Here is a 14195-nt window from a genome sequence, read left to right on the forward strand (position 1 = left end):
CTGCGGCCGTTACGCGATTCGTACGAATCACCCCATCACGAAGCGCTGTCCGTCATCCACCGAAAGCGTCGCACCGGTCATGAAATCGCTTCTCGGCGATGCGAGCAGCAACAACGCACCGTCGAGCGCTTCTGGCGTGCCGAGCCTTCGGCGCGGCAGTCCTTCGACAATCTTCTTGCCGGCCGGCGTCTGAAGCATCGCGCGATTGATGTCGGTCTCGATGAAACCAGGATTGATCGCGTTGACGTTGATGCCGTAACTTGCCCATTCGTGAGCCATCGACCGGGTCAGATGTTCGAGCGCCGCTTTGCTCGCGCCATAGATCGACAGATTCGGCGTGTGCGTTTGCGCAGCGAGCGAGCAGATGTTGATAATGCGTCCCGGCAGCGTGCTTGCGATCAGCCGTCGCGCGAACGCCGTTGCCGTGAGAAGCGCGGCCTTCGTATTGACGCCAAACACACGGTCGAACATTTGTGCGTCGACATCGATCAACGCGGCTCGACCGCCTGTGCCCGCATTGTTGACGAGCGCCCAGAGCGGCGCCATCGTTCGCTGGATTTCGTCGAACGCGAGATCCACCGCCGACGGTTCCGAGACATCCACCGGGAAGTGGCGCGCGACGCCGCCGTCCCGCACGATCATGTCTTCCGTCTCCTTCAGCGGGTCGGCTCGCCGGCCCAACAGCGCGACCTGCGCGCCGGCTGCGGCCAGCGTGCGCGCCGCCTGCCGGCCCAGGCCCGATCCTGCACCGGTGACGACCGCCGTCAGACCTGACAGGTCGAGGTGTCGGCCGGCCACACGCTGCGTATTCGTCGAAATCATCGTTATTCTCCGTCTAACAAGTGCGCGGCCGTGCCGGTCGCGGCGCTGCAATACTGATGAAGCGGTTGCGCTCAGGTCAACGCCACGCCTGCACCATCCATGGATGGATGCCCGCAGTCTAAGGTCCCTGATGCATGCCTGACTTGACGATTCCTGCCATGCGCTTATCAATTTCCGACACTCGATCGATGTGACCCCCCACGCGTCTCCACGCCTCGGCGCATACACGAGCAATGCGTGCGCCGAATCGGAAGCCTTACCTGGCCGGACGGGGTTCGCTAACGCGTCGTGCGGTGCGTCCCCAGACGCTTCGGGAGGCCACCGTATGACAACGCGACATCGATGAACGCCATCACGCACGGCGAATGCTCGCGAACACGATAGGCCACCGCGAGTTCGACCTGTTCGTCGAAGTCGCTTAACGGTTTGAACACCACGCCGGGTTGGGCGAATCCTCCGATGGATTGAGGCACAAGGGCTACGCCGTAGCCCGCTGATGCCATGCTGACCGCGGTAATGAAATCGTTGACCCGATACTCCGGTTGCGCATCGAACCCACCCACGCGACCGAGTCTGGCGAGGGCTTCCGCGAAGCCGGCCGCCTCGTTGAACTGTGGCGCGATGAATGACGCCCCCCGCAACTGGGACGTCGTCACAGCCTTCGCGCGCGCGAGGGGGCTGTCCGCCGGCAGTGCAATCAGCAAGCGTTCGCGCTGAACGACTTTGGCTGTCACCCCGTCGGGATAGTGGGCGCGAGGCCGAATAAAGCCGACATCGATACTCCCATCCGACAAACGCTCCAGTTGCGTCGGTGTTTCCATCACCACAATGTGCATGCGCACGTCCGGACTCGTGGTTCTGAAAGCCTTGAGCGTATCGGGCAGCAGCCCGGTCGTTACGGCCGATCCGATATAGCCGAGCGCAACGTTACCGGCTTCCCCTCTCGCAGCCAAACGTCCAATGCGGTCGGCACGCTCCAGTTGCCGCAATGCCGCCTTGGCTTCGACCAGAAAAACATCGCCCGCATCGGTGAGCGTGATCGCCGCGCGTTTGTTGCGGTTGAGCAACCGTACGCCAAGATCGGTTTCCAGTCGCTTGATTTGCTGACTGAGCACGGATTGTGCAATGTCGAGCCGGTCGGCTGCGCGCGCGAAGTGCAAATCCTCGGCCAACACGACGAACAGCTTGAGTTGTCGGCTATCGATCATTTTTAATCTCGATTTACGAATAAAAATTCATTTTATGCGTATTTATCGAATTACAAATAGGGAGTCAAATAATCGTCACATTTCCCTTGGAAGAACACCGTCATGAGCTCTGTCACAGCATTACCGAAGGCCGCCTCCGTCGATCCGCAACTGACGTTTTCGATTGATCGCCATCCGCATCATGAGCGCCTGCGTCACATCACGGTGCGCCCTGACGCGTTGCGGGCATTCTTCGCCGCAGTCAAAGACGTCGAACTCCAGAATCTCGAATACGTACCCTTCATGCGCTTCATGCTGGCGCAGGCGCTCGAGCGCACCGTCGGCGCCGCTTTTGCGCCCGCCCTTCGCAAACTCGCGCAGGACCGATCCACCGGAGGCTTCACGCTGGGCGTTCTGAACGTCACCGATGATCATCGCGATTTCGTGCGCTTCGGCACAGCCGTCGGCTACCTGCTCGGACCCGCGAACCACGACGCCATGTCGGGCACGTACTACGCCCGCTTCCTCGTGAAGGACACCGACCACAGCGACTCCTATCTGCGCCAGGCATACCGCCTGTTCACGCTCCACACAGACGGCACCTTTGTCGACGAGCCGACCGAATGGCTGCTCATGATGAAGTTCGCGGAAGAGAACGCCGTCGGCGGCGAGTCGCGCTTCATGCATATCGACGACTGGAGCGAGCGGGACGATTTCCTTAACGATCCGCTCGCCACCCGGCCGTTTCTCTACAAGGCACCGGGTTCGAAGAACGTCAACGCGCAAATCGAACGGCCCGTTTTTTTCCAGAGCGAGTACGGTCTGTCGATGTCGTTCATCGATCAGTTCGTGCAACCCCGCTCGTCAGCCGAAGCGGTTTACCTGCATAACTTGTCTGCATCCATGGAAGCGGCGTCCGCGACGCGCGAAGTACCGCTTCCCGTGGGCGATCTCGTGGTCCTCAATAACTATTTCTGGCTGCATGGCCGGGCGCCGTTCCAGAAGCATCCGGCACTGCACCGTGAGTTGATGCGCCAACGTGGAGTGTTTGCAAAATGACTACCATTCAGCATCACCGCGGATATGACGCGGACGTCCTTATCGTGGGCGGTGGCATCGTAGGTGTGTCCACGGCCATGCAACTGATCGAGCGTCATCCAGGCCTGAGCGTGCTGCTGCTGGAAAAGGAGGCGTCACTCGCGACTCACCAGTCCGGGCACAACAGCGGTGTGATTCACGCCGGCGTGTATTACGCGCCGGGAAGCCTCAAGGCCGAGTTCTGCCGGCGAGGCGCTGCCGCGACCTATGAGTTCGCCCGCCGCCACGACGTGCGCGTCGAGCAATGCGGCAAGCTGATCGTCGCGACCGAAGACGTCGAAATCGAACGACTCAATGCGCTGTACACGCGTTGCCAGCAGAACCAGCTCGAACCGCAGATGCTCGACGAGGCGGCGTTGAGGGCGCTCGAACCGCGCATTGCGGGGCGCGCGGCGATCCGCGTGGCAACGAGCGGCATCGCGGACTATCCGGGCATGACCGCGACGATGGCCCGACTCGCCCAAGAGCGAGGCGCGAAGATTTTTCTGAGCCAGCGTGTCGATGCACTCCACGAGGACGAAAACGGCATTACCGCGGAGACCTCGGGCGGTCGCTTCCGGGCAAAGCACGCGATCGTCTGCGCCGGCCTGATGGCGGATCGCCTTGCGAAGATGTGCAAAGTCGATCTCGATTTCCGGATCGTGCCGTTTCGCGGTGAATACTATCGGTTGCCGGCATCGAAAAACGATATCGTGAAGCACCTGATCTACCCGGTACCAGATCCCGCGCTGCCCTTTCTCGGCGTGCACCTGACGCGCATGATCGGCGGATATGTCACCGTGGGTCCGAACGCCGTGCTGGCGCTGGCGCGCGAGGGCTATCGCTGGCGCGATGCAAGCCTGAAAGATCTCGCGGGCATGGCAACGTTCCCGGGTTTCTGGAAGATGCTCGGAAAGCATGGCGCATCGGGACTCACCGAGATGCGCAACTCGCTGTGGAAACGGGGTTATCTCGAACTGTGCCGCAGATACTGTCCGGAACTCGAGCTGTCCGACCTCGAGCCGTACCCGTCCGGCGTACGCGCGCAGGCCGTGATGGCGGACGGCAGCATGGTGCACGACTTCCTGATCCGCTCGTCCAAGCGGAGCTTGCACGTCTGTAACGCACCTTCCCCGGCGGCCACCTCCGCATTGCCGATCGGTGCCTATCTCGTTGAACAGTTCAACCAGCGATTCGATCTTGCACCGACCCGCACACACGCGACAGAACAGGCATGCGGTTTGGCGACAGCGTAAGCGAACGGCGGGAAACACCGTCGAACGTGAAGATGATCGTGACCGTTGAAAGTCACAAGAAATTCGCCCGCTTCGCGGATCGTGCCGAAGCGGGCGACTTGAAATACGGGCACCACTCAACGTCAGGACGATGAGGGTTGCCACACTGGCATCACACTCCGCCGCGGCGCCGAGCCTCCGCCACGTGACGCCACCGGCCAATGATGTACACCGAGAGAGGCAGCACTGCCGCAAGCGGGAGCAAGCGCAAGGCGACTTGAAGGCCAAACGCGTCTGCTACCACACCGGTGACAAAGGGGCCGGCTGCGAGGCCCAGGATATTGTTGAACAGCGTCAACGTGGCAAATGCCGAGCCATGGATGGTTGACGGCGTGGCCTCTGCAATGATCGCGCCACATGTGCCGAACGAACTGGCAAGGAAGAACACTGCGGGAATGAGGAGCGCAAGTTGGAGATTGCCTGGCGGCAAGCGGAACGCCGCCGCCAGTAGCACAGCCAGAAGAAGGCAATAACCAATGGCCACGTTCCATCGCTTGAGCGACGAGGCTCCGCTGAGCCGATCGGTCAATACGCCGCACAGGAGTTGGCCCGTTCCGCTGACAAGGACAAGGCCGGCGGCCACCAGGGCGGCCTTGCCGACAGGCATGCCCCAATAACGATTCAGATAGCTGGGCAGCCACACGAAAAGCGTCCCTTGAACGAAGATCTGGGAGGCAGAGCCAAGGTAGGCGCAAAAAACAGACCACGACGGAAACAGGCCCGAGAGCAGCACACGGGGCGTCAGTTTCACACGCTCCTGCGTCGGGGTTCCGCGCGCATCGGCCGGCCGCGCATTCGCGAGCCTTTTCTCGGTGACGACGAAGTAGTAAATGATCGTCAATACGAAGCCAATGATCGCCATCAGACCCAGCGACCAGCGCCAGCTATAGTGCGTCGCGACGAGGCCGGACAGCGAAACACCGAGCACAGACCCAAAGGCGGCGGCAGACGTAAAGCCGCCGGCAATGGTCGAGCGCAGGTGTTTTGGAAAAATGCCCACAAGCATCGCGAATCCAACACTTCCGTAGGCAGCCTCACCGACGCCAACCAACAAACGCGCGATGAACATTTCGTTGTAGTTGGCGGCGACGGCGCACCCGAGCGTGGCAAAACTCCACAGGGCAACCATCAGTGCAATGCTTTTGACACGCCCCCAGCGGTCCGCGACGATGGAAAACGGGAGGGTTAGCAAACCGACCGTCAACGGCACCACACCGCTAATCGAGCCGAGGTGCGTGTCGTTGAGTTGCCACTCCACTTTCAAAATCGGAAACAAGGCATTGATCGCCTGGCGCGACATGTAGTCGGACAACAGGAGACAAAACATCAATGCGAAGACCACCCAAGCGTAGGCGCGGGCACCACCAGGCGCTGAAGCCGACTCGGCCGGCATTGCGCTATTCGTGTATACGTTCACTTCCGTCTCCTCCAATGATTCTCAAAAATCATATTGAATCCTGCCGCCTGGTGTCTCTGGCCCAAGTAAAGCAAGGCATTCTCGCCATGACCGGCAATGGTTCTTCCTGCGCGTCATCAAAATTCAGAATAGCACCCACATTTATTTTTGACGACATTAATTAATATGTCTTCTAAAAAGTCCTGGCTAAACGTGGCGACGGAGCGTTTTACGTTGGCGTAAACCCGAGGCGAAGCCGGGAATTTTTATGTCGATAGCAGAATAAAACGATCGCCGACAGGTATTGTCCGCATGACGGGCTCCTGCATTGATAAATGCCAGGAGTTCAGTCGATGTGTGTACGTGTGTGGGGGGGAAGGGGAAGCCCAACTTCAGCTTGCGTCCGCCGCCGAAAAACGCCGGACGCTTCACGCAGCCTATGATGTCGCGCTCCCCCGGAAGCTTTAGTCCGGCTTGCGCAGGAATCCCTGGTTGGCGCCCTTACGATTGGGCGCAAAGCCGTTTTTCTGGAGCGTCTCGTCCGCCGTTTCGTAGAAGACCCCAATCTGCATGATCTCTCGTGCCTGTTGCGCTGTCGCAATGGGGCGACCAAATTCGCCGGAAATGCGCACCAATTGCTTGATCTGCTCGACGGAGCTCATCTTGCCCGTGCGGGTCTGGTTCCAGAGGACATCCTCGATGCCGCACCGCACATGCAGGCCCAAAGCGATGCCAATCATGTTTACGGGCAGCACGTTGAGCACCGAGCTCTCCACCGTGACCACCGCGCCATCCGGCGCAGCACGCAGGAAGTTGGCCAGGTTGTAGATGTTCGCTTGATCCATGCCGCCGCTGATCGCCACCCAGTTCATCACCAGCGGCCCCTTGTAGACGCCGCGGCGAATCATCCGCTCGATCGTCTCAAAGCTGTTGATGTTGTAGCACTGAAACTCGCTTTGAATCCCGGCGGCCGTCAGGCGTCGGATGTGCTCCTCGACCCAGCTGGGATTCGAGGGCACAATCATGTCCTTGTAGGTGTTATAGAGTTGCGGAAATCCTCGCGAAACGCCCCTGAAGTCATCCTCGCCCGCATGCTCCGTCACATTCATCTGCGTCGTGTTGACGGTCACCGTCACTTGGTCGGGCTTCGGATCGAGTTCGGCCAGCATATGCCGCGTATCGTCGCTAAGCCACTTTGCGGCTTGGCCATCTGATTCGGGCGCGAAGCTGATTGAGCCTCCCACCTGGATGATCATTTCCGGCACGCGGGCGCGCACGCCGGCGATCAGCTCATTGAACATGGACAGGCGCTTGCTGCCCCTACCATCGAGTTCGCGCACATGCAGATGCAGCACGGTGGCACCGGCTTCGTAGCAATCCACCGCCTTCTGGATCTGCTCCTCCATCGTGATAGGGATATCTTCCGGGAAGTCTGAGGGAATCCAGCCCGGCGCATAGGGAGCGGCTGTGATGATCAGGGGCTGCTGGTTCTCGGGATACAGGTGGCCGTCAAGGAAGTTCATGATTGATGGATCTCCAAGTTGAAACGTGAATAGTGAGAATGTCGAACCGATGAGAAAGCTTTAGCACCCATTTGCAGCACCATCTTCGGTACCGAAGCGCGCAGGCGATCCAGCATTTGGTTGATCAAGTGTCCGGGACCACGATTGAATCATCTGGCCTGGCCCCACTTCCCGCTTTACATTGGATGTCTCGAACTTGACGCTTCGTGACAACACCGCGCCCTGTCCGATGAGACCCTGTCAGGCGAGTACGCCCGTCAACCTGGAAGACGACGTACGGCCTCCCGTTTTGCTCCATGCGCTGCGCACAGGTCGCCGGGAATGAGGTATCGATTTGCGATGTCTGATCTGGGGGGAGCGTACCCGGCGGCGAAAATAGGCTTGCCGCGCGCAATTGGGATTGAACGATCCCAAGCGCACGGAGTGCGGTTACTTTGCAGCGATGTTCTCAGCTTCGGATTTCGTCGCCTTGTTGGCACGTGAACGCCGGCCGGGTGCCGGTTTTTCGGCAATGGCGCGAATGGCAGTGTCCCTGGCTTCGTCCAGGCGCGAGATTGCAAGAGAAAGCAGGCGTTTATTGTCCCGCTGGATCGCGGCCTTCTGCAGCGCCCGCCAGTCCCGTAACGATGTTCGAATCGCTCGGGGCTCGGCGACAAAACCCAGCCGGACATAGCGCAGCGTCCGCAACGAGATCGAGTGCAGGAGATCGACCAGAAGCCGATTGCTGCACAGACCGACCGTGGCGAAATTCAGGAGGAAGCTTTCCACGGCATAGGCATCGGCAGACTCGTCGGCCGCCTTGACCAGCTTGGGCAGGTGCGCCGTCAGCAACGCCTCGAGCTCGGCCGGATTTTCGCGCGCCACCTGTTCCAACATTGTGACGTAAAGGACGCTTCGCACGTGAAATATGTCGCGAAGCTCATGCTCGTCGGGCGAGGTCACGATCGCCCCGCGTCTGGACTGAAATTCGACCAGACGGTCCCGCTCCAGTATGCGCATCGCTTCGCGCACCGGAGAACGGCTGACGTGCAGTACCTCGCTGATATCCGTCTCCAGCAGGCGTTGCCCCGATTTCACCAGATCGAGCGTAATGACACCGGCCAACCGGGCAGCAATTTGCTCGGCAATCGGCGCCGAGGCAGACGCCCAGTCCTGCCCGCGCAGTACCGCTCGCTCGACCGCCAACATCAACGAATTCTTGGGGGTAAGTAGTGCGGAAAGATCAGGAAGATTTTGCGTTTTATTTCGGGCCATGGCTTTAGCGGAATCAATTTTCGTCGAATTTAACCCGCTGACATTATAGTCGCCGATGTTGAGTGTCGACAAAAACACGGAAACGGCGCGTTCGGGCTGAACCCGGCCGCTGCCGAACCTCCTCCACGAACCCCGCTGCGATTCACCTGCGGTCGCAGGCGCCCGAACATCCCACCTCCCCGGGAAAATCGGGCGAGGACAAGCAAACTGTCAATAGGGCTTGTCACCTTCGATCCCGGCTCGCTCCATCTTGCGCGGCGCCGGCCAATAGTCCATCACCGCGTAATGCTGCGTTGACCGGTTATCCCAGACGGCAACACTGTTCGGTTTCCACCGGAACCGAACCTGGTACTCAGGGATCGACGCCTGGCTCTGCAAATAATTCAGCAAAAGGCTCGCGCCGGGCGTCTTGTCCAAACCGTAACGCACATTGTCAGTGGTGTGGTAGTTCGCGAAATGCGTTGTAAAGCTGGAGACGTAGAGCGTTTTTTCGCCAGTCTCCGGGTGCGTTCGGACGACAGGGTGCTCCACCTCGGGATTCTGCGCCGCCAGCTTTGCTCGCTCTTCCGGATCCATTGCCGCACCGAACGAGTGCTCAATGCTGCTTTTCGCCCTCAGGTCATTGATGCGCCGCTTGATGTCTTCAGGGAGCTGCTTGTATGCCTCGACCATATTGACCCAGATCGTGTCCCCGCCCACCTCCGGACACTCGATGCAGCGCAGCACGGCACCCATCGATGGGTTAGGGCGCCAGAGCCCGTCGGAGTGGTAGTTGTTTTCGTAGGGGTTCTTGATTTCCGATCGATAGACCTGCACGAGGCCCGGGTGATCCGGATCGCTTCCGGCTACCGGATGGTCTTCCAACGTCCCGAACCTGCGCGCGAAGGCGACATGCTCTGCACGCGAAATATCCTGATCCCGGAAAAAGAGGACGCGGTGTTTAAGCAGCAGCGCCTTGAGTTCCGCGAACAACGACGCATCGCGAGATGCATCTCCCAAGCTCACGCCGGACACCTCGGCACCAATGCAAGCGGTCAGTCTCTCTACTTTCATCATGAATGAAATCTCCTTGTCTCTGGCAGGCATTTCATCAATTCACCCCGCCCGCTGTCCGAACACCGACAAGCATCGCAGCCTGACGAAACCGTGAATTATTGTTGCCCTTCATCAGTGTTAACAAAATAGCATGTTAATTTATTTATGTCGACATTAATTGAGTGGCCTTCGGCCTTGAGCGATAGCTAAATACGATGGCGGTCGGGGTCACAAAGCGCGCCTGGCAAGCGCACGGATCGAGTGAAGCAGTTCCAGTGCTCGTGTTGCGGCGCGAGCGCCGTCCGGCACGTCTCCCCGAACGTAGAGAGGGCGAAGTTCCTCGATTTCGGTCAGCGCACTCAACAGCTCGCCTTCGGCAAGGGAGTACTTGCGCAGCATGTTCACGACCAGCATCGAATTGTGGACGATGTCTTCACTGTCCGGCGTGACGCCGCGGCGATGCAGCGCGTAGTTCGCCCAGTGCGTACCGGCCAGCATGGCGGCCTCAATTTTCATTTCCCAGTCTTCGTCGCCGAGGCGGCTCAGCGACTTCTCTATGCGCTCTGCTTTGCGCTGATGATTTTCAGACTTCATATTCCGTCCCCTTCAATGCCCACTCGAATCTGCGCATGACTTGTGCAAACGCTTGCTCACATTCGTCAACAGTGGCCTGTGTGGGAATGCGATCCCCGCGAATGCATGGATCCCGGTGATGTTCGATGGTCTGCACCCAATGCTCGATTTGCCGAATGGCCTCAGGCACGTCCCCCTCGATTTTTGGCCAACCCACATGACTGACATCGCCGAGCCCGCGCAACTCGCGCGCGTAGCTGCCGTCGGGTTGCTGCACGACGTGCACGCCGGGAATGGTCGAAAACACCGGATCGTCGCGCGTGATGCCCATCAGATGAAGCGCTACGTTGTACACATTGGTGCTGGCGGTCAACGTGGTCCAGAACCACAATTCGAAGTCGGCTAACGGGTCGAGACGCGCTCGGAGCGCAGCCATGCGGTGCACCTTATCGAGATGTGAGATGACCTTCATTTCAGGTTCCTCATTCATTGAACTGCAGACTGGCGTAAGCCCATCCACTGCACCGGTACGCACGGTGGACGAGCCGAAGCGAATCGAAGATCAGAACGTGTGGCGAATACCGATCTCGAGGCCGACCTGATTCAACCCGGGCGAAGGAGACGCGGGAACTGCGGTACCTGCGGAAACAGAATATGTTGCGTTCTTGCCGCTGTTCTTCATGTACCCGACCACGCCATACACCGCCGTGCGCTTGCTAAGGTAGTAGTTTGCTCTGAGGACACTCAATATGCCGTTTGCGGCGCCTGCGCTGTTGCCGATATGCGAAACTTGAGCATCAAACTGCCACACGCCGCGCAGCAGGGATGCGCCGACATATTCGATATCCGTTCTGGCCGATTGGATGTCGCCGCGAAGGACCCGATGAATCCAGCCTGCGCCGACGAGCACCGGCCCCACATTAAAGTAGCCATTGAGTTGGTAACGGCGGTCGGTGTCTCCGGAATGCGCAAACGCTACGCCCGGCGCGCCCGGGACAACCGCGATCGGCGTAGCGCCAGCACCGCCTCGCAACTCTTCGTACGTCGTGGCAACACCCCAATGGTTCGAGTCATACTTGAGCATCGCGGACAGCCCCCGGCAGGCGATGGAGTCGTTTCCATTCTGGCCGGCGCAGTTCCCGGCAGCCGCGGTATCCCGCCCAAACGAATAAGTCGCCCCCACGGTTAGCCCTGAGAACGTCCCCATATAGGCCACGGCGTTGTCGAAACGATCCGACAGCAGGGCACCGTCGAGCGACCCCACGCCGCCCATCCCCGTTGCGCCCATAATGTTTGCCTGGATCATCCCCCACGTCATCATGCTGTACTGGCGGCCGAATGTGATTTTTCCCCATGAATTGCTGCGCAAACCGACGTAGGCCTGTCGGCCAAATAGTCGATTGGATTGCAGCAACGTCCCGTTCGAAGCGGAAAAGCCGCTTTCCAGCGTAAAGATGGCCTGCAGACCTCCGCCCAGGTCTTCTGTGCCTTTGAACCCCCATCGCGACGGCACATCTCCGCCCCCGATAACGGGCATCCGAGCAACGGATCCGCCAGTCGGCGTGGCGTGAGTGATGAACTCGATGCCGGTATCCACGATGCCATACAAGGTGACGTTGCTCTGCGCAAATGCCGGCGCAGACACGAGGGTGGCTGCCAGTAACAACGCAAGTCGCGTTTTTTTCATGTTGTCCCCGCTTCTCCTGAGTCAATGCCTATAGGTAAAACACCTGGTGCGTGCTGGTAATCCGCTACATCAAGCGCTGCGGGCGGCGGCCGTTCGTTGCCCCCCAAACGCGATGACAAGTTTCATCATGCTCCAAAACATTTTATGTCGACATTAATACTTATACTGAGTCGAGCTGGCATGGCCAACAGGGAAATCCCGCATTTCGATTGTTGTCGACATTAATTTAATATGGGGCTACACTCAGGATCACGATGGCCTCGCGCGCTGCGGGCCGACGTAGCGTCAATGAACGGAGGGAATCCAATGCTGTCGACACTGCCGATTGCAAAGACATGGGTGACGACGACGCATGCCGCTCGACGGATAGCGGCGCGGGTTGCTTCAGCGTTTGCTCCAACCGCGCAACGCTGGCCTTTGACTCACGAAGCGCTTTGCTATGGATGCATGGCGGGCATAGTGATCCCGAGCCACCATGACACCGCGCCGAGCGATCGTGGCCATGTCGTGAAACGTCAAGCTCAAGACGTGCAAGGTCAAGGGAACACAAAGGCTAGCGAGTCGCTGGCGAACTGCGAAAGTTGATACGTAACAGGAGACAACATGGCGAAAGTCGTTAAATTCTACGAACCCGGCGGCCCCGAGGTCCTTCGTTTTGAAGACGTCGACGTTGGAGAACCCAGGCCGGGAGAGGTGCGCGTGCGCCACGTGGCAGTGGGGCTGAACTTTGCCGATACCTATTTCCGCGGGGGTACCTACAAGGTTCCGCTCCCGAGCGGCCTTGGCAACGAGGCATCCGGCGTGATCGAAGCCGTCGGTGCCGGTGTGACCGATCTGGCGATCGGCGACCGCGTGACCTACACGGGCTTCACCAACACGCTGGGCGCCTACAGCACTGAGCGGCTGATTTCTGCCGCGCTGCTGATCAAGCTGCCGGAGGCCATCGGCTGTGAGACCGCTGCGGCCATGACCATGCGTGGTTTGTCCGCCGCCTACCTGGTGCGCCGAATCTACCCGTTCAAGGCGGGCGACGCCGTGCTGCTTCATGCCGCAGCAGGCGGTGTGGGGCTGATCGTTTCGCAGTGGGCCAAATTGCTGGGACTGACGGTGATTGGCACGGTGTCGACCGATGCCAAGGCCGAAATCGCACGTGCCCACGGCTGCGCTCATACGATCAACTACAGTCATGAGGACGTGGCCAAGCGTGTGCGTGAGCTGACCGACGGTGTGGGCGTGTCTGTCGTCTTTGACAGCGTGGGCAAGGACACCTTCATGTCCTCGCTGGACTCCCTCAAGCGCCGTGGCCTGATGGTTTGCGTCGGCACTGCCTCCGGCACGATCCCGCCGTTCGATCCGCAAATTCTGGCGCGCAAGGGCTCGCTGTACCTGACCCGCCCGGGTCTGGCTGACTATATCGCCGATCCGGCTGAAAAGGCGGAGCTGGTCGATGAGTTGTTCGGCCATGTGGCGGCAGGCCGGATCAGCATCGAGATCAATCAGCGGTATGAATTGCAGGACGCGGTGCAGGCACATCGGGACCTTGAGGCTCGAAAAACCACGGGCTCGTCCATTTTCGTGATGTGAGTGTTGCGCCACTGTTCGGGCCACACGAGCCACCTGGCTCGTGTGGCCGGCAAAAGGTTGCCCGATTGATATTTTCAAGCCCCGTTAGCCAATGACATCTTCTTCGACCCACACCCTATTGATCGTTCCCGGCCTGCGGGACCACGTTGAGGATCACTGGCAAACGATTCTCGCACGCAAACTGCCCAACACGCGCGTGATTCCGCCGCTGGAACATGACAAGCTCAGTTGCGTGGCCAGAGTCGAGGCGCTCGATCAGGCACTCGCCGGCATCGCCGGTCCCGTGGTGCTTGTGGCGCACAGTGCCGGGGTGATGATCACTGTGCATTGGGCGCAGCATCACAAGCGCGAAATCCAGGGCGCGCTGCTCGCGGCGCCGCCGGATTTCGAATCGCCGCTGCCGCAAGGCTATCCGACGATCGATGTCTTGCGTGAACACGGTTGGTTGCCTGCGCCGCGAACGCGGCTACCGTTCCCGAGCATCGTGGCGGCCAGCACCAATGATCCGCTTGCGCGATTCGAAAAGGTCGCGGAACTGGCGAGTGCTTGGGGCAGCCGCCTGGTCGACGTCGGCGCTGTCGGTCATCTGAACCCCGCCTCAGGGTTTGGTGAATGGCCGCGCGCTTTGGATTTCGTCAACGAACTCATTTGAGGCGCTAGCGTGGTCAGCTAGGACATTCTCTCTGGCGCTTGTGAGCGCGAGGCGCTCGCGATGCGCAGTGTGGGGGGGAGACGGGTTTCCCCCGCTTGACAATACGTGAC

The 14195-nt window shown here is 59.7% G+C and carries 13 protein-coding genes; 4 read left to right on the forward strand and 9 right to left on the reverse strand.

Features of this window, described 5'->3' with window-relative positions; translation table 11 throughout:
* Nucleotides 1–27 precede the first annotated feature (27 nt).
* Nucleotides 28–822, reverse strand: a complete 795-nt coding sequence (locus PTE30175_RS11350; protein WP_150697161.1) for an SDR family NAD(P)-dependent oxidoreductase — start codon at nt 820–822, stop codon at nt 28–30.
* Between the two features lie 278 nt (nt 823–1100).
* Nucleotides 1101–2030, reverse strand: a complete 930-nt coding sequence (locus tag PTE30175_RS11355; RefSeq protein ID WP_150697162.1) for a LysR substrate-binding domain-containing protein — start codon at nt 2028–2030, stop codon at nt 1101–1103.
* A 102-nt stretch (nt 2031–2132) separates the two neighbouring features.
* On the opposite strand from PTE30175_RS11355, the gene glaH reads away from it, so the two are divergent.
* Both glaH and lhgO read left to right on the forward strand, forming a co-directional pair.
* On the forward strand, nt 2133–3068 hold the full coding sequence (gene glaH / locus PTE30175_RS11360) for a glutarate dioxygenase GlaH (RefSeq protein WP_150697163.1): 936 nt from the start codon (nt 2133–2135) through the stop codon (nt 3066–3068).
* Entirely contained in the window at nt 3065–4342 is a 1278-nt protein-coding gene (gene lhgO, locus PTE30175_RS11365) for an L-2-hydroxyglutarate oxidase (protein WP_150697164.1), read from the forward strand. The genes glaH and lhgO overlap by 4 nt, the downstream gene beginning before the upstream one ends.
* A 151-nt stretch (nt 4343–4493) precedes the next feature.
* Here the strand turns inward: lhgO and PTE30175_RS11370 are convergent, their stop codons facing one another.
* The 7 genes from PTE30175_RS11370 to PTE30175_RS11400 all read right to left on the reverse strand — a co-directional run bounded on the left by PTE30175_RS11370 (nt 4494) and on the right by PTE30175_RS11400 (nt 11849).
* Nucleotides 4494–5774 carry an MFS transporter gene (locus PTE30175_RS11370; RefSeq protein ID WP_420819628.1) on the reverse strand — a complete coding sequence of 427 codons (1281 nt, stop codon included), beginning with the start codon at nt 5772–5774 and terminating at the stop codon, nt 4494–4496.
* A 467-nt stretch (nt 5775–6241) separates the two neighbouring features.
* Nucleotides 6242–7300 (reverse strand): beta-keto acid cleavage family enzyme, encoded by a 1059-nt coding sequence (locus PTE30175_RS11375; RefSeq protein ID WP_150697165.1) that lies wholly within the window; start codon nt 7298–7300, stop codon nt 6242–6244.
* A gap of 429 nt (nt 7301–7729) precedes the next feature.
* The gene (locus PTE30175_RS11380; RefSeq protein ID WP_224788717.1) at nt 7730–8632 is read right to left on the reverse strand and encodes a GntR family transcriptional regulator; all 903 of its coding nucleotides are present in this window, start codon (nt 8630–8632) and stop codon (nt 7730–7732) included.
* Nucleotides 8633–8764: 132 nt separating this feature from the next.
* Nucleotides 8765–9607, reverse strand: coding sequence for a TauD/TfdA dioxygenase family protein (locus PTE30175_RS11385; protein ID WP_150697305.1), 843 nt, complete (start codon nt 9605–9607; stop codon nt 8765–8767).
* Between the two features lie 210 nt (nt 9608–9817).
* Entirely contained in the window at nt 9818–10183 is a 366-nt protein-coding gene (locus PTE30175_RS11390; protein ID WP_150697166.1) for a hypothetical protein, read from the reverse strand.
* The gene (locus tag PTE30175_RS11395; protein ID WP_150697167.1) at nt 10173–10634 is read right to left on the reverse strand and encodes a hypothetical protein; all 462 of its coding nucleotides are present in this window, start codon (nt 10632–10634) and stop codon (nt 10173–10175) included. Before PTE30175_RS11395 ends, PTE30175_RS11390 begins: the two co-directional genes overlap by 11 nt.
* A gap of 90 nt (nt 10635–10724) precedes the next feature.
* Nucleotides 10725–11849: a porin gene (locus PTE30175_RS11400; RefSeq protein WP_150697168.1), complete on the reverse strand. Its 1125-nt coding sequence runs from the start codon at nt 11847–11849 to the stop codon at nt 10725–10727.
* Nucleotides 11850–12452: 603 nt separating this feature from the next.
* On the opposite strand from PTE30175_RS11400, the gene PTE30175_RS11405 reads away from it, so the two are divergent.
* Both PTE30175_RS11405 and PTE30175_RS11410 read left to right on the forward strand, forming a co-directional pair.
* Complete coding sequence (locus tag PTE30175_RS11405) at nt 12453–13433, forward strand: quinone oxidoreductase family protein (RefSeq protein WP_150697169.1); 981 nt, start codon at nt 12453–12455, stop codon at nt 13431–13433.
* A 91-nt stretch (nt 13434–13524) separates the two neighbouring features.
* Complete coding sequence (locus tag PTE30175_RS11410; RefSeq protein ID WP_150697170.1) at nt 13525–14085, forward strand: RBBP9/YdeN family alpha/beta hydrolase; 561 nt, start codon at nt 13525–13527, stop codon at nt 14083–14085.
* Nucleotides 14086–14195: the final 110 nt, after the last annotated feature.

This window comes from Pandoraea terrae, assembly GCF_902459695.1.
In the GTDB taxonomy this organism is placed as follows: domain Bacteria; phylum Pseudomonadota; class Gammaproteobacteria; order Burkholderiales; family Burkholderiaceae; genus Pandoraea; species Pandoraea terrae.